22 protein-coding genes are annotated in these 21,776 nt (G+C 39.5%); 7 read left to right on the top strand and 15 right to left on the bottom strand.

The window, feature by feature from the left end:
* The first annotated feature begins 26 nt into the window (after positions 1–26).
* Positions 27–923 carry a DUF4249 family protein gene (locus M3P19_RS03470; protein ID WP_249656226.1) on the top strand — a complete coding sequence of 299 codons (897 nt, stop codon included), beginning with the start codon at positions 27–29 and terminating at the stop codon, positions 921–923.
* Here the strand turns inward: M3P19_RS03470 and M3P19_RS03465 are convergent.
* Positions 915–2,237, bottom strand: coding sequence for a GntP family permease (locus tag M3P19_RS03465; RefSeq protein ID WP_249656225.1), 1,323 nt, complete (start codon positions 2,235–2,237; stop codon positions 915–917). The genes M3P19_RS03470 and M3P19_RS03465 overlap by 9 nt on opposite strands.
* Before the next feature lie 52 nt (positions 2,238–2,289).
* Between M3P19_RS03465 and M3P19_RS03460 the strand changes: the two genes are divergently transcribed.
* A complete protein-coding gene (locus tag M3P19_RS03460; RefSeq protein WP_249656224.1) occupies positions 2,290–2,526 on the top strand; it encodes a DUF6095 family protein in 237 nt (78 codons plus the stop codon).
* Here M3P19_RS03460 and M3P19_RS03455 read toward each other — a convergent pair.
* A complete protein-coding gene (locus M3P19_RS03455) occupies positions 2,523–3,203 on the bottom strand; it encodes a DUF4294 domain-containing protein (RefSeq protein WP_249656800.1) in 681 nt (226 codons plus the stop codon). The genes M3P19_RS03460 and M3P19_RS03455 overlap by 4 nt on opposite strands.
* A gap of 101 nt (positions 3,204–3,304) precedes the next feature.
* On the opposite strand from M3P19_RS03455, the gene M3P19_RS03450 reads away from it, so the two are divergent.
* Together M3P19_RS03450 and M3P19_RS03445 are read left to right on the top strand one after the other, a co-directional pair.
* Positions 3,305–4,393 carry a M42 family metallopeptidase gene (locus tag M3P19_RS03450; protein WP_249656223.1) on the top strand — a complete coding sequence of 363 codons (1,089 nt, stop codon included), beginning with the start codon at positions 3,305–3,307 and terminating at the stop codon, positions 4,391–4,393.
* Positions 4,394–4,431: 38 nt separating this feature from the next.
* The gene (locus tag M3P19_RS03445; RefSeq protein WP_249656222.1) at positions 4,432–4,983 is read left to right on the top strand and encodes an NUDIX hydrolase; all 552 of its coding nucleotides are present in this window, start codon (positions 4,432–4,434) and stop codon (positions 4,981–4,983) included.
* Here M3P19_RS03445 and hisS read toward each other — a convergent pair.
* The 6 genes from hisS to rpsF form a co-directional block, all read right to left on the bottom strand.
* Positions 4,964–6,346, bottom strand: a complete 1,383-nt coding sequence (gene hisS / locus M3P19_RS03440; protein ID WP_249656221.1) for a histidine--tRNA ligase — start codon at positions 6,344–6,346, stop codon at positions 4,964–4,966. The two genes, M3P19_RS03445 and hisS, sit on opposite strands and share 20 nt — an antisense overlap.
* 180 nt (positions 6,347–6,526) lie before the next feature.
* The gene (locus tag M3P19_RS03435) at positions 6,527–6,997 is read right to left on the bottom strand and encodes a DUF6495 family protein (protein ID WP_249656220.1); all 471 of its coding nucleotides are present in this window, start codon (positions 6,995–6,997) and stop codon (positions 6,527–6,529) included.
* 61 nt (positions 6,998–7,058) lie between these two features.
* Positions 7,059–10,196, bottom strand: a complete 3,138-nt coding sequence (locus M3P19_RS03430; protein ID WP_249656219.1) for a TonB-dependent receptor — start codon at positions 10,194–10,196, stop codon at positions 7,059–7,061.
* A 96-nt stretch (positions 10,197–10,292) separates the two neighbouring features.
* Positions 10,293–10,745, bottom strand: coding sequence for a 50S ribosomal protein L9 (gene rplI, locus M3P19_RS03425; protein WP_249656218.1), 453 nt, complete (start codon positions 10,743–10,745; stop codon positions 10,293–10,295).
* A gap of 13 nt (positions 10,746–10,758) precedes the next feature.
* The gene (rpsR, locus tag M3P19_RS03420; protein WP_055392375.1) at positions 10,759–11,055 is read right to left on the bottom strand and encodes a 30S ribosomal protein S18; all 297 of its coding nucleotides are present in this window, start codon (positions 11,053–11,055) and stop codon (positions 10,759–10,761) included.
* 3 nt (positions 11,056–11,058) lie between these two features.
* Complete coding sequence (rpsF, locus tag M3P19_RS03415) at positions 11,059–11,397, bottom strand: 30S ribosomal protein S6 (RefSeq protein ID WP_249656217.1); 339 nt, start codon at positions 11,395–11,397, stop codon at positions 11,059–11,061.
* Between the two features lie 236 nt (positions 11,398–11,633).
* Between rpsF and M3P19_RS03410 the strand changes: the two genes are divergently transcribed.
* Complete coding sequence (locus tag M3P19_RS03410; RefSeq protein WP_073176311.1) at positions 11,634–12,326, top strand: LytR/AlgR family response regulator transcription factor; 693 nt, start codon at positions 11,634–11,636, stop codon at positions 12,324–12,326.
* A 5-nt stretch (positions 12,327–12,331) separates the two neighbouring features.
* Here the strand turns inward: M3P19_RS03410 and priA are convergent, their stop codons facing one another.
* From priA to nadC, 4 genes are read right to left on the bottom strand one after another with little or no spacing between them, the layout of a single operon-like run.
* The gene (priA, locus tag M3P19_RS03405) at positions 12,332–14,788 is read right to left on the bottom strand and encodes a replication restart helicase PriA (protein ID WP_249656216.1); all 2,457 of its coding nucleotides are present in this window, start codon (positions 14,786–14,788) and stop codon (positions 12,332–12,334) included.
* A 3-nt stretch (positions 14,789–14,791) separates the two neighbouring features.
* The gene (locus M3P19_RS03400) at positions 14,792–15,241 is read right to left on the bottom strand and encodes a DUF2147 domain-containing protein (RefSeq protein WP_249656215.1); all 450 of its coding nucleotides are present in this window, start codon (positions 15,239–15,241) and stop codon (positions 14,792–14,794) included.
* Entirely contained in the window at positions 15,219–16,196 is a 978-nt protein-coding gene (locus M3P19_RS03395; protein ID WP_249656214.1) for a YihY/virulence factor BrkB family protein, read from the bottom strand. The genes M3P19_RS03400 and M3P19_RS03395 overlap by 23 nt, the downstream gene beginning before the upstream one ends.
* Positions 16,196–17,053 carry a carboxylating nicotinate-nucleotide diphosphorylase gene (gene nadC, locus M3P19_RS03390; RefSeq protein ID WP_249656213.1) on the bottom strand — a complete coding sequence of 286 codons (858 nt, stop codon included), beginning with the start codon at positions 17,051–17,053 and terminating at the stop codon, positions 16,196–16,198. The genes M3P19_RS03395 and nadC overlap by 1 nt, the downstream gene beginning before the upstream one ends.
* 90 nt (positions 17,054–17,143) lie before the next feature.
* Between nadC and rlmH the strand changes: the two genes are divergently transcribed.
* Entirely contained in the window at positions 17,144–17,617 is a 474-nt protein-coding gene (gene rlmH, locus M3P19_RS03385) for a 23S rRNA (pseudouridine(1915)-N(3))-methyltransferase RlmH (RefSeq protein WP_249656212.1), read from the top strand.
* Here the strand turns inward: rlmH and M3P19_RS03380 are convergent.
* From M3P19_RS03380 to M3P19_RS03370, 3 genes are all read right to left on the bottom strand, one after another.
* Positions 17,580–18,512 (bottom strand): type IV pili methyl-accepting chemotaxis transducer N-terminal domain-containing protein, encoded by a 933-nt coding sequence (locus M3P19_RS03380; RefSeq protein ID WP_249656211.1) that lies wholly within the window; start codon positions 18,510–18,512, stop codon positions 17,580–17,582. The two genes, rlmH and M3P19_RS03380, sit on opposite strands and share 38 nt — an antisense overlap.
* Positions 18,513–18,635: 123 nt before the next feature.
* Positions 18,636–20,528: a phosphoglycerate dehydrogenase gene (serA, locus tag M3P19_RS03375; RefSeq protein ID WP_249656210.1), complete on the bottom strand. Its 1,893-nt coding sequence runs from the start codon at positions 20,526–20,528 to the stop codon at positions 18,636–18,638.
* A 146-nt stretch (positions 20,529–20,674) separates the two neighbouring features.
* Positions 20,675–21,127 carry a methyltransferase family protein gene (locus M3P19_RS03370; RefSeq protein ID WP_249656209.1) on the bottom strand — a complete coding sequence of 151 codons (453 nt, stop codon included), beginning with the start codon at positions 21,125–21,127 and terminating at the stop codon, positions 20,675–20,677.
* 61 nt (positions 21,128–21,188) lie between these two features.
* Here M3P19_RS03370 and M3P19_RS03365 point away from each other — a divergent pair, with 61 nt between their 5' ends.
* Positions 21,189–21,770: a non-canonical purine NTP diphosphatase gene (locus tag M3P19_RS03365; RefSeq protein WP_249656208.1), complete on the top strand. Its 582-nt coding sequence runs from the start codon at positions 21,189–21,191 to the stop codon at positions 21,768–21,770.
* Positions 21,771–21,776: the final 6 nt, after the last annotated feature.

Raw genomic sequence — 21,776 nt, 5'->3', positions numbered from 1 at the left:
ATTATTTGGACTAAAAATTGAATACTATGAGTTGTAGAATTGCATTTATGATTACTTGCCTTCTACTACTTGCTTGCGAAGATGTAATCGATGTAGACTTACCGGAAACGGAAACCAGACTTATTGTAAATGGGCTGGCTCGTGTAAATCTCGGGGACGAGTTTGTTCCAATTGCCATACAGGTAACCAAAACCAATGGCTTTTTTGAAGAACCTACCGTCACTGAGCTGGAAAGAGCAGTTGTCTTAGTTGGTGAACCAAATCCAGATTCACCAGACCTCTTAAACCTAAGTCCTAAAATTCTAAAGGAATTTGTTCCTGGAACCGGACTATATGAACCGGATACCGTAGGAACCGTTGATGATCGTATACGAACGGAGTTTTTAAACCCAAATACCGTGTTCTTCTTGATTATAGAACATGAAGGCAAACGTTACGCAGCACAGACCAATTATGTCCCAGCCGTACCAATAGATAATGCAGAACAAGGCTTTGATACTCTTTTTGATGAAGACGACACTGAAATAAAAGTCACATTCACAGATATTCCTGAAGAAAAAAACCATTATGTTTTTGATTTTGGCCTTGGGGAGTTTTTAGCTGTTGATGATCAATTTATTGACGGACAACAATTTGAGTTTTCCTATTTCTTGGAAAGAGATGCTGAAGCGGGTGATCAAATCGAGATTAGCTTAATGGGCGCCGACCAACAATTCTTCAATTACATTGATCTACTGGTAGAACAAACCCAGGACGATGGCGGGGTATTTGAAACGCCAGCTGTAACGCCACGAGGAAATGTATTTGACATTACGGGATTGGATAACATTGAAATATTTGACAACGTGCAAAGACCGGAATCTTTCGCGTTGGGCTATTTTGCAGTTGTGCAGGAATACAAATATCAGATTACACTACAATAAGTAATATAGCAGCACTATAATTGCTATTCCCGTTAAACCTTGAAAAAGAGTGGCCAATGTATGCCCTTTTAATGCTGTTCTAACATTCATATTGGAAAATTGGGATACAACCCAAAAGTAACTGTCATTTATATGCGAGACCGTCATTGCACCTGCACCAATGGCAAGTACTGTTAATGCCTTGTCAGATATTGAAATCAATCCGAAGGGCTCCAACAAAGGTGCTAATATTGCGGATGTTGTGATTATAGCTACAGTAGAAGAACCTTGAGCTGTTTTCAATACCGCTGCAATGCTAAATGCGATTAAAATACCTCCCAGTCCTGAAGTCTGGGATAAATCAAAAATACTTGCCATATCCAGCGTCCGAAGGATGGCACCAAAAGCACCGCCGGCACCAGTAATCAATACTATGGAACCTGCTTGCCTAAAAGCTTCCGGAACCCACTTTTTTTGCTTCTCTCGGGGTATATTCCGTGCCATTATAAAAGCGAATAACACACCAATTAACAATGCAATTATTGGCGCTCCAAGAAAATCCAATACTTGGAACAACTGTCCATTACCTAAAGGTAAGGTTGGGTAATTGGCTACGGATTTCAATGCGATTAAAAGAATAGGGATGATTAAAGGAAGAAATGCATTTACCGGCTTTATGTCTGGCGTTATATCATCATTTGAATCATTTTCTTCGGATATTACCCTGTCCTGAATCAGTCTTTTACCAATAAATCGTGCCCATAGATAACCAGAAAGTGCTACCGGTACAGAAACCACAAGACCCAAAATGAGCACCATACCTAAATCTGCATCCAAGATTGCAGCAGCCGCAAGCGGCCCAGGTGTAGGAGGTACAAATACGTGTGCAGCGTACAAACCCGTGGCCAACGCCACGGCAAACACCATTATTGGAATCCCAGATTTCTTGCTTAGTGCCTTATTCAAAGACGATAAAATAATAAAACCAGAATCACAGAACACCGGAATGGAAATTACATATCCTGCTAAATTCAACGCCAAAGGTGATCGTTTTAACCCTATAAGCTTCAAAATGGTATTGGCTAAAACCTTAGTACTTCCTGTTTTTTCCAAATAAATACCGATTACAGTACCAAAAGCTATTACCAAACCGATACCGGAAAGGGTTTTACCAAATCCTTCAGCCATATGTTTCATTATATCTTGAGAAGAAAGACCCAAGAAAAATCCCGCTAATACCGCTGCCAATGTAAGTGAAAAGACAGGGTGCATTTTAAACCTTATGGTAGCAACAATAATAAAAGTGACAACCAAAGCCACGACCAATAATTCCATGAAATTTTGAATAAGTTGTTCTAAATATAGCCCAAAGTTGGTACTTTGCGGTATGAAACATACAAACAAGGATTTACTGGTAAAAGGAATCAAATCCTTTTTGCTTACCGCATTTTTTATGTTTTTGGCCCCGGCAACCTTCTATCAGGCCATAAAAAATGAAGAGCACCCTTTTTTCTTGCCTGTTTTGATTTTAAGCCTTTTTTTTGGAGCACTTGCCATTTATCTGGGGTTTCGGTCAGTAAAGATTATGTTGGACGCTATCTTTGGTAAAGAGACCAAATCCTAATTCCGTTCTGGAGGACTTTTTTTCCACTTATTGCTAAGCTGGGCGTAGTCATAATCCAAAACAGATTTCTGCCGATCTAATCTATTTGAGGCAAATGCACGTTGTAAAATGTCCTCAATTAAATAATCCTCATGGATTCGCTCCGGGTGGAATTCTTCTTTAATACTAATTTTAAAAGCTTTAGCCGTAGTGTTGTACCAGAAGGCACGCCAACCGTTTCTTAGATCCTTTACCAAACTAAAAGCAGTCTTTCCGGTTTGACGATAAATGAGTTTTACAAGAATCTGACCTTCCGTCCTGGTCAATTTTTTAAGTTCTGCGGAAAACTCCCCCTCAATGTACTTTTGCACTTTTTTAGTGTACTTCTTTCGGTGTCGTTTCTTTTTGATGTGTGCCAAACTATCATTGAGCTCCACAAGTCGCTCAGCTGCCAACTTAGCATAGGGATATACCTTCAAGGTCTTTCTGCGAAGTATGTAATACCTTAATTTTTCCTTTCGATCCCCAAATTCAAGTTTATCAAAAAGAAATACCTCATCCAAAGCAATGGAGCTATAGAGAATAGAATCCCCTTCAAACCTGACATAATAATCGCTAAGGGAATCGTTCTTGATTTCCTGGGAAAAACCAGACAAGCATAGTAAAAGAAAAATGCCAGCAACGTAAAAACGCATCATTCGATTCATAGGTCAAAAGTCAATCAAAATTAAGTATAAAGCTGGAAAATGGCTATTAAATAAAAGTGAATATTACTATGTTTGTGTACTAAACCTTTTACATGGCAGCATCTAAAATCATCACCACTAAATCCTTGAAATTTTTTGAAAAGTACCTAAACAATGCTTCTCCCACGGGCTATGAATGGGAAGGTCAAAAAATCTGGATGGATTATTTAAAGCCCTATGTTGATGAATTTATCACGGATACATACGGGACCGCTGTAGCCGTAATCAACCCAGAAGCTAAGTACAAAGTAGTTATTGAAGGGCATTCGGATGAAATTTCCTGGTACGTGAATTACATTACAGATAATGGTTTATTATATGTCATAAGAAATGGTGGAAGCGACCACCAAATAGCACCATCCAAATGGGTGAACATCCATACCAAAAAAGGAATTGTGAAAGGTGTATTCGGTTGGCCAGCGATTCATACACGTAATCGATCCAAAGAGGAACCTCCGAAATTGGACAATATTTGCATCGATATAGGCGCCAAAGACAAAGAGGAAGTAGAGAAAATGGGGGTACATGTAGGATGTGTGATAACCTATCCGGATGAATTCCAGGTTCTTAATGACAACAAATTTGTTTGTCGCGCTATTGATAACCGTGCAGGTGGATTTATGATTGCGGAAGTAGCACGATTGCTTCATGAGAATAACGTTAAACTTCCATTTGGCCTATATATTACCAATTCGGTGCAAGAGGAGATTGGTTTACGTGGTGCAGAAATGATCACCCAAACCATAAAACCTGATGTAGCTATTGTTACGGATGTTTGCCATGACACCACTACCCCAATGATCGATAAAAAGAAAGAAGGGGAAACAGCCATCGGTTCTGGGCCCGTAATTTCTTATGCGCCTGCGGTGCAAAACAAACTGCGCGAGCGTATCATTGAGACGGCGGAAGCTAAAAAAATACCTTTCCAGCGATTGGCCTCATCCCGATATACAGGTACAGATACCGATGCATTTGCCTACAGTAATGGCGGTGTAGCATCTGCATTGATTTCGTTGCCGCTTCGCTACATGCATACCACCGTGGAAATGGTTCACAAGGACGATGTTGAGAATGTAATCAGACTCATATATGAAACGCTTTTGAATATCGAATCCGGGGAAACTTTTAGTTACTTCGATTAATTGAATTCAAATTCATCCATATACTGTAATTTGTATACATGGATGAACTAGTGGACATTCTGGATTCCGATGGTAGACCCACGGGTAAGACGTGTCTAAAATCAGTAGCACATTTAAATGGTTATTTCCACCCAACGGTGCATATCTGGTTTTACACTTCACAAGGAGAGTTACTTTTTCAAAAAAGAGCGGATACTAAGGACACCTTCCCATCTTTATGGGATGTTTCTGTAGCGGGTCATATGGCTAGTGGTGAGAACCCAGAGATGGCAGTGCTGCGTGAAGTACAAGAAGAAATCGGCCTAACGATTAATCCAGAAGAACTCGTTAAGATTGGGTACTTCAAGTCATCGCATCAACATTCGGATTTATTGATTGACAATGAGTATCACAATGTTTTCTTGTGTCAGCTAAATCAATCCGTTTCTACATTAGTAAAACAAGATAGTGAAGTGGATGACCTAAAATTGGTATCTATTTCCAGTTTCCAATCTAAGGTGAATGCTAAGGGATTGCCTGATTTTGTTCCTCATGGAAGCCAATACTACCAATTTGTAATTGAGGAAATTCTTAAGCGCCTAGCTTTTTAATAAAGATATCCGGATTATTGAATTGATACGTCTCCTGTGCACCGCTTTCCATATTCTTGACAATAAATGTTCCGTTGTCCAATTCCTGTTTCCCAATTAAAACAACAAAGGGGATATCCCTATTATTGGCATACTTCATTTGCTTTTGCATTTTAGCAGCTGACGGATACACTTCCGCTTTAATCCCACTTGCCCTTAAACTACCGACAAGCTTTAAGGATTGGATACTCTCGTCATCACCAAAATTAATGCACAGAACTTCTATAGAACGTTCCAAGCTTTCAGGGAACAATCCTAACTCTTCCATCACCAGGTAGATACGATCTAACCCAAAGGAAATTCCAACACCACTAACATCTTTCAAACCAAAAATACCTGTAAGGTCATCATAACGACCACCACCACCAATGGAACCCATTTTCACTCCATCAGGCGCAGATACCTCAAAAATGGCACCGGTATAATAATTCAGTCCCCTTGCCAAGGTTACATCAATATCCATCTTGGCAGATGTTAAACCAAGTTGGCTGATTTGAGATACAATCCTCTGTAGTTCAGCTACTCCCGCCATTCCAATTTCGGAAGTCACCAATAATGTTTTTAATTGTTCAAGTTTTTCAAGATTGGAACCATTCATGGAAAACAATGGGGCAGCTTTTGCAATGGCGTTCTCTGATATCCCTTTGGCCAACATTTCATTTTTTACGCCTTCCTCCCCAATTTTATCCAACTTGTCCAAGGCCACTGTAAAATCAATCAATAAGTGTTGAGCGCCAATGACTTCAGCAATACCAGACAGTACTTTCCTATTATTGAGTTTGATTGTGGTACCAACTAGACCTAAATCAGAGAAAACCGCATCATAAAGCTGTACAAATTCAATTTCCTGCAAAAGTGATTTGGCACCCACCACGTCTGCATCGCATTGGTAAAATTCCCTGAAACGTCCTTTTTGTGGCCTATCAGCACGCCAAACCGGTTGAATTTGATAGCGTTTGAATGGGAAATCAATTTCATTTTGATGCATTACAACATAACGCGCAAAAGGCACAGTAAGGTCATATCGCAGGGCCTTTTCAGAGATTTTCGGGGTTAAAGATGCCGAGTTTTTGGAGCTATAGGTTACATCATCGACCTTGGAAATAAAATCCCCTGAATTCAAAATCTTGAAGATCAGTCGGTCGCCTTCGTCTCCATACTTGCCCATCAAAGTTTCAGAATTTTCAAATGAAGGTGTTTCTATCGGCTGAAAGCCATAGCATTCGAAATTCCGCTTTATCGTTTGAATGATATGGTTTCGTTTGGCAACTTCAGTTGGCGAAAAATCCCTTGTTCCCTTTGGTATAGACGGTTTTTGTGGCATGCGCTAAAATTCTGGTGCAAATATAAGTGATATACGAGTTCAGTGGTCAGTCCTCAGCTGTCAGAGTTCAGTGGTCAGTTGTCAGAAATCAGTTGTCAGTAGACAGTTGTCAGAAGTCAGGTTTCTGATATCTAATATCTGACATCCGGAATCTGATATCCGATTTCTGATTTCCGTCAACTACTCCATGATCTGTTCAAACCATTGATACAAGTCACCTTTAGTAATGACCGCACCTTGCTGAATCAAATCAAATTTATCCTTGTTCTTATCCTCCGAATACGCTTTGGAAGCTGTTAGGTATTCCACAAAATCGGATTGAAAATTACGTTTAAACCAACCAAAACCTTCTTCGGTTCTTAAATCAATTTCTGGATTAAGGATTTTGACAGAGAACAATTTCATTTCCTTATCGGTCAAATGAAACAAGTGCATATGCATCTCCGATATATTTTCCAAGTATTCCACTTTGGACAGCACGCCTTCCCAAATCAAGTCACTGAAAACATCGATTTCTTCTTCAGCAACGGTTGGTTTCTCTTCTTTGATGGTAGCCCATTCTTCTGCTGTAATGGATTGGGTTGCCAAAAAGTTGATAAATTCTGGATGCAGCTCTTCCAATTGCTGCTGTGTCAATCTAGCATATTTCATCGGGCAAAAATAAAAAAGGCCGGGCTTTCGCACGACCTTTTCCCTTATAAATTTGCCTTAATTAGTTGAAGATGTAGCGCACACCAAACTGCGCTTGCCATCTAGAAAGCAAGCTTGTATCTGAACTAAATGTTTCTGTTAGATTTTCATCAAAACTATAGGTTGGATTATTGTTATCATCTATGGTTACCCCCAATACTTGCTGGTTCGTAGGGATTTCAACAATTCCCCAATCAGAACTGATTAGATTTCCAACGTTCAAAACATCCAAACTTAACTGGATGGTATTTTTATTTGCAATTTTGATGTCTTGAAGTACTTTCAGGTCCCAACGTCCTCTCCATGGTGCCAAAGCCCCGTAACGTTCAGCATAAGACCCCCTGTTATCACTTAAATAATCATCTTGTTGGATGAATGCTTCAAATGCAGCAGCATCCCCGGGCTCAGCAAAATTCATCTGGTTGACTTCCGCGGCAGTTGGAATGTATAATAGGTCATTGATACTAGAACCATCTCTGTTTATGTCCCCACCATAGATATAGTTGAACCTTCCGCCTTGCGCATATTCAAAGAACGTGGATACCGTAGTTCCAGTTTTGAATGCTTTGGAAATCACCCCAACAAAACGATGTGTATCACCGTATCTTGAATAGGAAAGTACATCTGCGTTGGCATCATCAACAATAGCATTAGCAGCAAAAGCATCACTAGTAATTTCTGCTTCAATGGAATTTACATCCTTCGAATTTAAATAGCTATAGGCCAAACTTGCGTATAATCCATTGTCCCATGTTTTCTGTCCTTTAAAAACCGCATTCCATATTCTTCCTTCATCAGAATTTGAGAAAACATAGGCGTTATTTATCAAATCAGTAGCTGCATAAACTGGTCTGTTATCAACCCCTTGAAGGTTTTGGGATGGAGGTAGCAAGCCCCAGTTTTGCACATGTGGACCATTAAAATCCTTGGAGTACGATAGGTCAGCAGTCAATATCCAACCACTTTCCAATTGCTTGTCCACACCCAAACTGGTTCTCCAGACCTGCGGCCATTGGAAATCTGGATCAACAGCGGTTAGGAAAAATACGTTCGGATTGGCTATTTGATTTCCTAACCACACAAATGGAAAACGACCGGTAAAAATACCTGACCCACCTCGAATTTGCAGGTTATTTGCATTTTCCACATCCCAGTTAAACCCGACACGTGGTGAAATCAACCAGGCATTGGTCGGCAATTGGGTATTGTCTATCAAGACCGTTTCTCCGTTATTAGGATTCACATATGGAATATCCGGTACAACAGCAGGCGCCCTATCAATTACATCCTGTGCCTTTTGGGCAGAATCAAAATACAAAGGTCTATCCACACGCAATCCATAGGTTAACTTAAAGTTTTCGGAAGCATTCCATTCGTCTTGAACATAAAATGCCATTTGCCCTACGTTGGTTTCTGCTAATGCCCATCCTCCAGGATTTCCTTCACCTGCAGCATTCAAAGCATTGTCCGCAGCCCTTGCCGCATTGAACGCACCCTGATAAAAATTAACCAATGCTGCTTCACCAGCCGCATCCAGTCCTCGGAAATCCGCTATGGAACCTGTTGGAAAGAATACACCTTGAGCCCCATATACGCCTAAATTAAATGAATTGTCAAACTCAAACTTTTCAAATGAGAAACCTACTGTAAAGGTATGGTCCCCTTTAAAAAAGTTAAGATTGTTAGTCAATTGAAAAACTTTTTGATCCAATCTATTGTTGATTGAAAAAGGTTCATGACCGGCAATGATGTAATTTGATGCACCATTTTCGTCCAGCAATGTGATAGTAGGTGCAGGAGTTGAAAGTGGATTCCTGAAATCATCAAAATGGGTATAACCAACCTGTAGTTTGTTGATGGCTTCATCAGATAATGTAGAATTCAATTCCAACTGTACGGACCGAATCCTATTGTTTATTTCATACCCAGCATTTTCAAATTGCAGTGTGCTCAAATTTGGTCCTCTAAAGCCCAATGCGGTTGGATGCGCAGGTTTTTCTTTGGATGCATCCAAGAAATTGTAGATAATGGCCAATCTGTTATTTTCATTGATGTTCCAATCCAATTTAAAAATACCTTTGGTAGATTCTTGATCAAAATTGAAGCCTTCATATCGCCCTGGATTGTAGAATACACCATCTCCAATTGAAACTTGGCTTAATATATTGGATACCAATTCAAAATCTGATGCCAACACCCTAGATTCATTGATGGCTCCAGAACCTCTATTCGGTACAAATCCATTAGATCCTAAATCCGTTCTATCGTCCTTTTCAAAGTTGGCAAAGAAGAATAATTTGTTCTTCACTATTGGACCACCAATACTAATACCGTACTGGGACTGACTCAAATCAGCTTTAAAGACATCATCTCCACCTACCTTGCCTCCGGTTAAGCTTTCATTGCGATAAAATCCATAAACCGTTCCATAAAACTCATTGGTTCCACTTTTAGTAACCGCGTTCACAGAAGCACCCGTGAATCCAGATTGGGTAACATCGTAAGGTGCTGTACTAACTTGAATTTGCTCAATCGCATCAATGGAAATTGGATTAGCTTCCGTTTGCCCACCGGGTTGTGCGGCATCCAAACCAAATGGATTATTGAAAATAGCTCCGTCCAATGAAAAATTATTGAATTGATCATTTCGACCGCCAAACGATCCCGCGCTGGCAGTGGGTTCCAATCGCGTAAAATCATTTGTTGATCTGGAAATGGTAGGCAATCGAGTCAATTCCCTTCTACCCACACTGGTTTCCGCACCCGTTCTATCACTACCAAAAGTCCCGGTTTGATCAGATACCACCACTACTTCATCGAGTGCTTGGCTGTCTGATACCATGGAAATGTTATGATTATACGTTTTACCCAAGGAAAGGAAAACTTCGTTTTTAACGTTTGTTGCAAAACCTACATAAGAAATGGTAACCTCATACGGTCCACCAACCCTTAAGTTCAATAAGTTAAAACGTCCTTCTTCATTGGTTATGGCACCGTAGCGTGTTCCCGTTGGAGTGTGAACAGCAACTACGTTTGCTCCAAAGAGTGGAGCGTTCTGATCATCAACAACAGTTCCCCTGATGTTGGATGTCGTGACTTGGGCAAAACCCGATGTGAACACCATTAAAAACAGTGTTCCGATTGCTAAAATGTTCTTCATGTAGAGTTAGTTTTGAGTAACTACAAACATAAACAAAAAAAAGAGCTATGCACGCATAGCTCTTTTTAACTTATCAACCGAAAATAAAGTGTTTTCCTACTTGGCTTCGGAGATTACCTCAAATGGAAAATCAACGATAACTTCCCTGTGCAACCTGATTTGAGCATCATATGGCCCAACTCTTTTAATGGTTCCACCTTTGATATTGATAAACTTTCTTTCGATTTGATGACCAGCTTTATCCAATGCAGCAGCCAAATCAATGTTGCTTACTGAACCAAACAATTTGTCACCAGCTCCTACTTTTGCAGGAATTCTGATTTCCAATTGTTTCAAGGCTTCTGCCTTAGTGTTGGCCTCATCAATAATTTTCTTTTCCTTGTGCGCACGTTGTCTAAGGTTTTCAGCCAAAACTTTTTTTGCTGACGGAGTAGCCAACGCAGCCAATCCTTTAGGAATAAGGTAATTTCTTCCGTAACCGTTCTTTACCGTAACGATATCGTCCTTAAATCCTAAATCCTGTATATCTTCTTTTAGAATAAGTTCCATTCTTCAGTATTTTTTATTTCAACATATCGCCTACGTACGGCATTAAAGCTAGGTGACGTGCACGTTTAACGGCTTGAGCCACTTTTCTTTGGTATTTCAAGGAAGTTCCTGTAAGTCTTCTTGGCAATAATTTACCTTGCTCGTTTACCAACTTCATCAAGAAATCTGGGTCTTTGTAATCGATATACTTGATACCTGATTTTTTGAACCTGCAATACTTCTTTTGTTTGTTGGTCTCAATATTCAATGGGGTCAAATACCTGATTTCCCCATCTTTTTTAGACTTTGCTTGTTGTTCAATAGATGCCATACCCTATGCGTTTGCTTTTAATTTGGTTCTTCTTTTCTCTGCCCAAGCAATAGCGTGTTTGTCCAACTTAACGGTCAAGAAACGCATAACTCGTTCATCTCTTCTAAATTCCAATTCGTAAGGGGTAATTACCTCACCTGGAACGGTAAATTCAAATAAGTGGTAAAAGCCACTTTTTTTGTGTTGAATGGGATAGGCTAATTTCTTAAGTCCCCAGTTTTCCTTGGAGACCATTTTGCCACCATTCTTAATCAAGAAATCTTCAAATTTCTTGACTGTTTCCTCTATCTGGGTCTCAGATAGAACGGGATTCAAAATGAAAACAGTTTCGTAATGGTTCATACATTATTATTTTAAAGGAGCGCAAAATTAGTAATAAAAGCTCATCTCCGCAAGAAAAGGTGAAATTCTTCGTTTAAGAGTCAATAGTTATTAACAATTATGAACCATTTAAACCTACGTAACGTATATGGTAATGTACACAACAAAATAGACCATGTTTACATCTTTTGTTGCACTTAAACGTTGTTTTTGTGTAATTTGCCGATGATTTAAAACCCTACAAATCACCCCATTCTATGAAATTAAAAAGTATAATTGTAGACGACTCTTCCATGCAGCGGATGGCCGTTGCAAAATTAGTCAACAATCACCCTCATCTTGCCTTGGTAGCTGAATACAGTAATGCTATTGAAGCCAAAAACGGATTAAAGAACCACGACATCGATTTGATCTTCCTTGATGTAGAAATGCCTATCATCAGCGGATTTGATTTATTGGAAGCTTTGGAAAACCCACCACAGGTTATTTTAATCACCGGAAAACCGGATTATGCCTTAAAAGCTTTTGATTATGATGTAACTGATTACCTTCATAAACCCATCACACTTGCACGTTTTGAATCCTCTGTAAAAAGAGCTGTTGCCAAATACGAGCAGATGAACCGTGTGGATGAGGATGAAGAGCACATCTTTGTAAAAAGTAACCTTAAGAAACGTAAGGTTATCTTAAACGATATTAAATGGATTGAAGCATTGGGCGACTACATTAAGTTAGTAACCGATGAGGCCAACATTGTTATCCTTTCCACCATGAAAGCTTTTGAAAAACAATTACCGGCTGAAAAATTCCTAAGGATTCACAAATCCTATATTGTCAATCTGGAAAAAATAGAAAAGTTCAACAGTAAGAATGTAGAGGTAGGGGGAAGACAGATTCCGTTGAGCAGAAACAAAAAGACAGAGCTCGCAGAGGCTCTAGCAAACGTATAAGACGATTATATGTGGTCTACATTGTAGATCAGTCGTACACTTTTATACTTGGAAATAGCATTAAAAGATTTTTCAATTCTTTTAATGCTATTTTTTGTTTGTGCAATGGAGAGATTCCTGGGCGTCTTCACCAAAATGTTTTTTAGGTAGTGTCTTCGGATTCTTGAAACGGGTGGGTATTCTGGTCCCAGGACTTGTTGACCCAAAACATTTCGCAAGGAACCAGCAAACCAATCCGATGCTTCATTGAGTTTATTGTAATCCCGATCCTTTAGGGTCAATTTAATGATGCGCACCAAAGGCGGATACTTAAATTGCTCTCTTTCATAATATTGTTCTGCAAACATTTTATCATAACTGTTTGTCGTTACTTGCTGCAATATTTGATGGTATGGGTTATACGTTTGAATAAGTACCCGTCCCCTTTTTTTAGTTCTTCCGGCCCTACCAGCCACTTGAGTCAACAACTGATAACTTCTTTCATGCGCACGGTAATCTGGAAAATTCAATAAAGAATCAGCATTCATGATACCCACCAAACTCACATTTCTAAAATCCAATCCCTTGGTCACCATCTGTGTTCCGACCAAGATATCCATCTCTTGTTGCTCAAAGGCGGTGATTATTTTTTCATAAGCATATTTGCCCCGAGTCGTATCCAAATCCATTCTTCCTGTTTTGGCCTCAGGGAAAAGCTCCTTTAGTTCTTGTTCTATTTGCTCTGTACCAAAACCTTTTTTATCTAAAGTATGACTGCCACAGGCCAAACATGCTTGTTGCAATGCCATATGGTAACCGCAATAATGGCAACGCAATTGATTCCTATGTTGATGATAAGTAAGGCTGACATCGCAATTGGGACATTGGGCCGAATGTCCACATGTTGTACATTCCACAATGGGTGCAAAACCGCGCCTGTTCTGAAACAGAATTACTTGCTCACCTTCCTCCAAAGCTTCTTCTATTGCAGTGAACAAGGTTTCAGAAAAATGCCCTTTCATTCTTTTTTTTCGAGTAGCTTCCTTAATATCCACCAAATTGATATCCGGAAGCAAAACATTACCATAGCGATAGGCAATGGACGCATATCCGTATTTATTTTTTTTAGCATTATCCATGCTCTCAATACTTGGCGTAGCCGAGCCCAATAAACATTTTGCACCATGTAGATTTGCCAAAACTATGGACGCATCCCGAGCATGATAACGCGGTGCTGGATCAAATTGTTTGAATGAACTCTCATGTTCTTCATCAATAACAATTAACCCCAAATTGGAAAAGGGCAAGAAAAGAGCGGAACGTGCTCCAATGACTATTCGGGCCTTTTCGGCATTCTCGCGGACGTTATTCCAAACTTCTACTCGTTCATGAATGCTGTATTTGGAATGATAAACGGACACCTTGGAACCGAAATAATGTTGTAGTCTATTGATCAACTGGGTGGTCAATGCAATTTCAGGAAGTAAATAAAGTACTTGCCTTTCATCATTTAGTGCCTCCTGAATCAATTTAAAGTATACTTCGGTCTTACCTGCAGAAGTTACCCCATGAAGCAGCACTGGTTTTGAATTGGCAAAACCTTGTTGAATTGCGTCCAAAGCCTTTTGCTGATGTTCATTCAACAAAATATGCGCTACGGAATCGGATTCCTGACCTTGTTCCACCCGATCTCTTCGAAGGTGGTATTCATCAAGTATGTCTTTATCTATCAACGCTTTTATGACAGCCTTGGATGCACCACTATCGCGTTCTAAATCGGACACACGAATTGGTTTTTTGGTGGAGGCTTCCAATTGAAACAAGGATAATACAACCTGACTCTGCTTTGGCGCCCTGGTCAATTCGTTAAGCAATGCTTCCAGTTTTTCTTCCGATTGATACGCCTCTCCTAGTTTTACATAACGGACCAATTTTGGTTTGTACTGTTCATACAATTCCTCCTTTTGTAAAATCACACCTTTTTGAACCAATCGGTTTACGAGAGGAAGGACATTTTTTTTATCCACAATTCCGCTTACCTCCCCTACTTTCAAAGAAGATTGATGTTGTAATGCCTCAAAAATCAAGAATTCATCATCCTTAAGGCCCATTTCATCAATTTCGGCTTCTTTGTTGGGTAAAATCAAGGTTTCGCTTTCCAACAAAAAGGCACTGGGCAGGGCACTGCGGAGAACTTCTCCCATGGTGCACATGTAGTAACTGGCAATCCACTGCCAATGTTTTAGCTGAAATCCATTGACCAAAGGATCTTCATCAAGTATTTGGTAAATTGCTTTGGCCTCGTAAGCGGTGGGTGCATTTTCATGCACTTGAAACGCCAAAGCGGTGTAAATTTTGGATTTGCCAAAGGGTACCGCCACACGCATACCTGGGACAAGAAACTTGGCCTCCTGCTCAGATATCCTATAGGTAAAAAGACGCTCCAATGGAATGGGGAGCACCACATCCAAAAAATACTGCATACACTATTCCTCTGTTAACCGATGCCAGGTCTGGGTCCGGTAAAAGAAGGCAAGATACCCTCTTACCATTAATTTATTGCTATCCTCTGGATCCAACCAAACCTTACCGCGGAAGGTAGTGCCACTTTCAGGCTCCAGTAACGTACTGCCCTTGTACTCTCCTTTATTGTTGGGTTTGAAGTTTTGCATCACATGCATACCTAGAACCGGCTTATCTTTTAAATCACCCTTACATTTGATACATACCGCATTCTCCCTACCCTTTTCAAGTATCTTCACAATTTTTGCTTGTAGCAAGCCATTTTTTTCATAGACTTCCACAATCCCCTTGGTTACGCCACTTATATCATCCACAGTGCGCCATTTACCGAAAACCGATTGGGAACGCACACTCAAACAGTAAAACAAGCATAGTATTAAAATGCTTCCGTTAACTAGCTTTTTGCCTTTCATGCTTTTTCTTTAATGAGTTTAGTGTCGCATTAAGCTCAAATCCTAACAAAAGAATGTTACAATTTAACCAGATAAACACCATAAGAATCAATAACCCTCCTAGTGCACCATACAGTTCGTTGTACCTGGCAAATTTTTCCACGTAAACACCAAACAGGTAGGAAGTAAGCACAAAAAGAAGTGTGGTCATCAAGGCACCTGCGGAAAAGAATCTTGCCTTACGCCCCTCTGCAGTTCCAAAGTAGTAGAGTATTGCGGTTGTTAGATAAGATAAAACCATAAAAAACAGGATTTTAGTCAACTGTACGCCTATGGTATCTCCTTTTTCCACATCGTAACCCAGTGTTTTACCCAAATACTCGCTAGTATATTCCACAATATAGAATTCGAAATACACAAATGCGACGGCGCCAACAATCAATAAAATGGAAAGTATTAAACCGACCATCAAGGCATAGGCATATTGTCTAAGGAAATTCCTTGTCAACTCCACATGATATGAATTCTCAAATCCACCAAAAATGGAATTAACGCCATTGGCGACTAAAAAAATGGAAAGCAAAAAAGTAGAAGAAAGTAAGCCACCTCGTTTTTGATCTTTGATTTGTTGGTAGATCTCACCAAAATAGTCGCTGGTAGCAGAGGGTAAAAAGGATTCCAGGAACAACAAAAATTGTCCGTCAAAATTTTCATTTCCCACGCTAACATAAGGGATTAAAAATGGAACCAGCGTCACCAAAAATATCATTAACGGAAACAAGGCCATGAAGAGACTAAAGGCAATAGAACTGGCACGGGCAGATAGTGTACCCTTTACAATGCCCAATAGATACATTTCCAAGAGGTCATAAAACGATAGTCCTTCAAATGCCTTTAATTTGATGCTTTTCAGCAATCGAACCAGCCAATTGACCACTGGAATTTTCTCTAACCGCTCTTCTATTGCAACTGACATTAAACAGCTTTTAAACTTAAATCCAAGTTATGGACCGAATGTGTAAGTGCCCCGGAAGAAATGTAATCTACGCCACACTCTGCATATTTGCGGATTGTTTCTTCCGTAATCCCGCCGGATGACTCGGTAAGGCATTTTTCGCCAATCATTTGAACAGCCTTACGGGTATCTAAATAATTGAAATTGTCCAATAAGATTCGATATACACCACCGGATTCCAAAATTTCTGACACTTCTTCCAAATTTCGGGCCTCAACAATGATTTTTAAATCTTTTCCATTGTCCTTCAAGTAGTTCTTCGTCTTTGAAATGGCACCGCTAATACCTCCTGCAAAGTCAATATGATTATCCTTGAGCATGATCATGTCATAAAGGGCGAATCTATGATTTTCACCGCCGCCAATCTTAACCGCCCATTTTTCCAAAGCTCTTATTCCAGGTGTCGTCTTACGTGTATCCAATATCTTAGTCTGCGTGCCATCCAATAATGTTACAAAAAAATTGGTTTTGGTAGCTATTGCACTCATTCGCTGCATAGCATTGAGCACGAGTCGTTCTGCTTTTAGAATACTTTGGGAACTTCCTTCAACGTAAAATGCGATATCGCCGTATTTAACTTCAGTACCATCTTTAAGTTGAACTTCCATAGTTAATTTTGGATCTACGTATTTGAAGACTTGTTGGGCAAACTCCACGCCAGCCAAAATACCTTTATCCTTCACTAGGAGCTTGGCTTTACCCGTTGCTGTTTCGGGAATACAAGCTAATGAACTGTGGTCACCGTCTCCAACATCCTCTCTAATGGCATTGGCAATTATAAGGTCTAATTCTGTTTGAAATTGATTTTGGGTAATCATCAAAATGGGGTTTTAACGAAAATAATAAAAACATTACTCCCTGTGCAATGTCCTTGGTCCTTGTTTAAAAGGAAAAAATTAATTTTGGTCATGCAAATAACGGTACTGGCCATTGGCAAGACAGATAATAAAGAATTGGCTCTCTTAATTCAGGAGTATGAGCAACGCCTAAAACACTATGTAAAGTTTAACTTTGAGCTCATACCTGATATCAAAAACAGCAAAAACCTCTCCGAAAATCAGCAAAAAGAGCGTGAAGGCGAACTTATATTGAATCAGTTGCAAGTCTCGGATTCGGTGGTATTATTGGACAACAAAGGCAAGCAATTTTCCTCGGTAGATTTCTCCAATTACTTGCAGAAGAAAATGAACAGTGGCACCAAACGATTGGTTATGATTATTGGTGGGCCTTACGGTTTTAGCGAGGCTGTTTACAGACGTTGTACCGAGAAGTTGAGTTTATCTAAAATGACGTTCTCCCATCAGATGGTCCGTTTATTCTTAGTTGAACAAGTTTATCGCGGATTTACGATTTTACGGAATGAACCTTACCATCATCAATAAGCTCGGAATTGGAGGGCATTAGTTTATATTTCTCCAAAAAACTTTCTACTTTCCGTATAACTAAATGATGGGGTTTAGCCTCACTTGTGGTTTTTTCCAATGATTTTACCATTCGCTTTGACACTTTCTTTAGTTCGTCCAATTCCTCAGCAATAAATCCGTAAATCTCTTTCTGGCGCACCGGATCCTTTTCAACTTTTAACACATATTGTAGATCAGCAATATTTTTCATGTGTGAACTAAAAACATGTGATTGATGCCAGGCTATTTCCGAAAGCTTTTTCTTTTGATCCATTATTCTACTGATAATCGGATTTACAATAAAGAATATTTCAAAAATGAGAATTACGATAGAAAAAATGGCCAATTCCAGCTCTATGATCATCATTGTCTTGATATCCTTCTCCGCTTTTTTCTGAAACAAAGACACAATTCCATCCATTATCGTAACAAAACGATCCACCCGGTACCTTACATCATTAAAAGATACTTCTTCGAAATCCCGGAAGTTTTTCAACTCACTGTAAAGCCACTCCACATGAGGTTCCAATCTTGAGAATTCCTTCAGAATCGTTTCGTCTTCCAAAGGTTCTAAACGTAATGCCGCATTTCCTTCCTGTAAAAACCGATTCATTTGGTACAACTTGGTCAAGGCCAGCTTCATTTCGGCATAATCGCAATTATGGTATCTACAGGAATAGAGTTCATTGAGTACTTTTTGGCTCAACATCCTTTGTTTTCCGGATAAATTGACAATTAACGCGGTGGAACGCTGCTTGTTCAGGGAATATTGCGTCATGGACTGAATGGTAATCGTCAGCACCACAATAGATATCACAAGTAGGTAATAGGCCCTAAAACCTTTTTTAAATATTTCGAAGTTTCCAATCTTCATTTAGGCAATTATAAGTAAGAATATGCCTACAATTTAGGTTGAATATACTCGGCACCACTAAAAATGTTGTGAAACGGGTTTATCAATTGGTGAAAACCCATTTTAAGGAATCCCAATTTGCTATTAATAGAGCACCCTGAACTTTATGGTATGCTCTACGTTTTTTAATGCTTTTACAACTTCTTTGTTGTACTCCTTGTCCAAATCGGTAATTACGTATCCTACCTTGTCATCCGTGGAGAGAAATTGACCTGTTATGTTCATTTCAAACTTGGCCAATACTTCATTGATCTTGGCCATAATTCCCGGAACATTTTTATGAATATGCAAAAACCTATGGGCGTTGGTCTGTTTGGGTAACCTAATGTTAGGGAAATTAACGGCATCCACAGTGTTTCCAGAATTGATATAATCCATAATCTTGTTCGGCACAAAATCCGCAATATCACGTTGGGCCTCCTCTGTGCTACCACCAATATGTGGAGTTAGGATTACATTGGGCAGTCCTTGTAAAGCCGTTTCAAATTTTCCGTTGCTTCTTGGTTCCGATGGATATACATCCACAGCTGCTCCGCCAAGTTTTCCACTTTTTAGTGCCGATGCCAAAGCATCAATATCCACAACAAACCCTCTAGACAGATTGATCAAGATTGCACCATCCCGCATTTGTTCAATCTCACGTTCGCCGATGAAATTTTTATTCGCTTTATTATCGTCTACGTGAAGCGTGACCACATCAGAAACTGATAGTAAATCCTCCAAAGAAGAACATTTAATAGCATTACCCAAGGCCAATTTATCTGAAACATCATAATAATAGACACGCATTCCCATGGATTCGGCCAGTACGGACAATTGTTTACCAATATTACCGTAACCTACAATTCCTAGGTTCTTACCTCGAACCTCGCGTGAATTTATTGCTGTTTTATTCCATTCCCCATTATGAATCTCCGTGCTCCTTGTAAATATGTTACGTTTTAACATCACTATTTGACCAATGGCCAATTCCACAACGGAACGCGTATTACTATATGGAGCATTGAAAACCACCACCCCTTTTTGTTTGCTATATTCCAAATCAATTTGAGTAGTACCAATGCAAAATGCGCCGATGACCAATAATTTATTGGCAGCATCCAAAACTTTCTGGGTGACCTGGGTTTTAGAGCGGATACCCAATACATGCACACCTTTAATACGTTCTATCAATTCTTCTTCAGACAGGCTGTGCTTTACCAATTCAACCGAAAATCCATCCTCTGAAAGGTTGTCAAACGCATCAGGATGCACATTTTCCAGTAATAAAATCTTTATTCGATTTTTAGGATAGGAAATATTTCGTGGTAAATCGTTGACAAACAAAAACTCATCCAGATTAGGGGTAACATGATCAGCATTATTTGCAGCTTTGTCCCGATGCACATTTTCCGTGTAGGCAAAAAACTTATCGGCAATACCAGCTTCGCGCATTACGTAATCACTATACCCATCGCCAATAACCTGTACCTCACCATCCAAATCCAGATTTTTAAGACATTCTATCTTACCATTATGGGAAGCCAATACGTTGCCTTCATCAAATCCAGTAATATTTCCTTCTTCATCAAACGTAAAAGTATTGGCATAGACTCTTTCTGAAGGAATGTTATACGCCTCCACAATAGGGTCAATAAATTCTTTGAAACCACATGAAATCACATAGATATCATCTGAATACTTCTGGAAAAATTCTTTATTTGAAGCAATGGATTTAGAGATCTTTTGACGCAATTCATCCACCAATCCATCCAAATCATTTTTATGGGCATTCAATAATTTTATTCTTCTTTCCAGGGATTCGGTAAAAGAAATGTCCCCATCAATACCAAGGTTGGTAATATCCTGAATTTCCTGAATAACTTCATCTCGGTTGGATTTACCCTGAAGCGTCATCTCCGCCAGAACATCCAATGCTTCCACCCTTGTAAGGGTGCTATCAAAATCAAATACGTATTTGCGTCCCACTTCAACCATGTATTTCTTACAAAAATTAAGGCATAAAATTAAACATAATATCCATCCATGGATCTAATACACTACAAAATCAGTAGACAATTGCGGATATATCAAAAAACACCCCTAAAATGTTTCAAAATGAATAGAAACAGACCATTATTACCTTAGAACCAACGTCTAGTTGCTTTGCAATAGTCCAAATACGGTTTTCCAAAAAGCTCGGTCAAGGCCGCCTCTTCCCGTTTGATCTGAAAATGGTTCATGTAATACACAAAACCCGCAGCCAATAATGTGTTGAAGGCATTCCCCAGCCGCAAGCCATACCCTAGTAAAAGAAGCAGCATCCCTAAATACATTGGATTTCTTGAGAATTTGAATATCCCGTTCGTTACCAATTGGGAGGATTTATCAAGGTTTATGGGATTGGTTGTGGTCTTGGCATAAACAAATTGGCCTATTCCAATAGCAATGACCAGCAGTCCAAGCATAAAGAGTCCATAGGAAAGTTCCATCCGTCCAAAAAAATCAAAATCACCAACCGGTAAAAATCGATTCAAGAGATACATAAATACCCCAAAAATAACCATGACCAACGGAGGAAGTAGCTTTAGTTTCATAAGAAAATTCGAAAGCATCTAAATTACTACTTTTGGGTCTAATTTCGATTAAACCAATTACGTGAAACTTGTATTTGCCACCCACAATGCACACAAATTAAGGGAAGTCCAACAACTGCTTCCTGCAGAAATTGAATTGCTTTCGTTGGATGATATAGGGTGTATGGAGGAGATTCCGGAAACCGGTGAAACTTTGGAAGAAAATGCTAAAATAAAAGCAGATCATGTAACAGAAACCTATGGTTTCAATTGCTTTTCGGACGATACGGGTTTATTAATTGATGCTCTTAATGGTGATCCCGGTGTATACTCAGCACGTTATGCCGGACTAGGTAAAAACGCCAATGCGAACATGGATAAGGTATTGTCCAAATTACAGAACGAAAATGACAGAAATGGACATTTCAAAACTGTGATTCATCTGAATTTAAATGACGAGAGCTTTGTTTTTAGTGGGATTGTTGAAGGTTCCATTCTAAACGCGAAAAAGGGACAAAGCGGGTTTGGATACGACCCCATATTTCAACCGCAAGGGTACTCAAAAAGCTTCGGCGAAATGTCCGCAGCCGAAAAAAATAGGATCAGCCACAGAGCCAGGGCTATGCAAAAATTGGTTTCCTTTTTCAAAAACAGGCAATTATAATCTCCA

Source organism: Flagellimonas spongiicola (assembly GCF_023502425.1).
GTDB lineage: Bacteria > Bacteroidota > Bacteroidia > Flavobacteriales > Flavobacteriaceae > Flagellimonas > Flagellimonas spongiicola.
Note: the sequence above shows the minus strand (reverse complement) of the source record. Positions and strands in the feature narration are given on the sequence as shown.

Bases quoted from the DNA above. Each gene is read 5' to 3' on its own strand.
- rpsF (WP_249656217.1), bottom strand. From the start codon at position 11,397: ATGAACCATTACGAAACTGTTTTCATTTTGAATCCCGTTCTATCTGAG.
- rpsR (WP_055392375.1), bottom strand. From the start codon at position 11,055: ATGGCATCTATTGAACAACAAGCAAAGTCTAAAAAAGATGGGGAAATC.
- M3P19_RS03450 (WP_249656223.1), top strand. From the start codon at position 3,305: ATGGCAGCATCTAAAATCATCACCACTAAATCCTTGAAATTTTTTGAA.
- hisS (WP_249656221.1), bottom strand. From the start codon at position 6,346: ATGCCACAAAAACCGTCTATACCAAAGGGAACAAGGGATTTTTCGCCA.
- M3P19_RS03445 (WP_249656222.1), top strand. From the start codon at position 4,432: ATGGATGAACTAGTGGACATTCTGGATTCCGATGGTAGACCCACGGGT.
- M3P19_RS03455 (WP_249656800.1), bottom strand. From the start codon at position 3,203: ATGATGCGTTTTTACGTTGCTGGCATTTTTCTTTTACTATGCTTGTCT.
- M3P19_RS03395 (WP_249656214.1), bottom strand. From the start codon at position 16,196: ATGTCAGTTGCAATAGAAGAGCGGTTAGAGAAAATTCCAGTGGTCAAT.
- M3P19_RS03460 (WP_249656224.1), top strand. From the start codon at position 2,290: ATGAAACATACAAACAAGGATTTACTGGTAAAAGGAATCAAATCCTTT.
- serA (WP_249656210.1), bottom strand. From the start codon at position 20,528: ATGGTTGAAGTGGGACGCAAATACGTATTTGATTTTGATAGCACCCTT.
- M3P19_RS03430 (WP_249656219.1), bottom strand. From the start codon at position 10,196: ATGAAGAACATTTTAGCAATCGGAACACTGTTTTTAATGGTGTTCACA.
- rlmH (WP_249656212.1), top strand. From the start codon at position 17,144: ATGCAAATAACGGTACTGGCCATTGGCAAGACAGATAATAAAGAATTG.
- rplI (WP_249656218.1), bottom strand. From the start codon at position 10,745: ATGGAACTTATTCTAAAAGAAGATATACAGGATTTAGGATTTAAGGAC.
- nadC (WP_249656213.1), bottom strand. From the start codon at position 17,053: ATGATTACCCAAAATCAATTTCAAACAGAATTAGACCTTATAATTGCC.
- M3P19_RS03465 (WP_249656225.1), bottom strand. From the start codon at position 2,237: ATGGAATTATTGGTCGTGGCTTTGGTTGTCACTTTTATTATTGTTGCT.
- M3P19_RS03435 (WP_249656220.1), bottom strand. From the start codon at position 6,997: ATGAAATATGCTAGATTGACACAGCAGCAATTGGAAGAGCTGCATCCA.
- M3P19_RS03380 (WP_249656211.1), bottom strand. From the start codon at position 18,512: ATGAAGATTGGAAACTTCGAAATATTTAAAAAAGGTTTTAGGGCCTAT.
- priA (WP_249656216.1), bottom strand. From the start codon at position 14,788: ATGCAGTATTTTTTGGATGTGGTGCTCCCCATTCCATTGGAGCGTCTT.
- M3P19_RS03410 (WP_073176311.1), top strand. From the start codon at position 11,634: ATGAAATTAAAAAGTATAATTGTAGACGACTCTTCCATGCAGCGGATG.
- M3P19_RS03470 (WP_249656226.1), top strand. From the start codon at position 27: ATGAGTTGTAGAATTGCATTTATGATTACTTGCCTTCTACTACTTGCT.
- M3P19_RS03400 (WP_249656215.1), bottom strand. From the start codon at position 15,241: ATGAAAGGCAAAAAGCTAGTTAACGGAAGCATTTTAATACTATGCTTG.
- M3P19_RS03370 (WP_249656209.1), bottom strand. From the start codon at position 21,127: ATGAAACTAAAGCTACTTCCTCCGTTGGTCATGGTTATTTTTGGGGTA.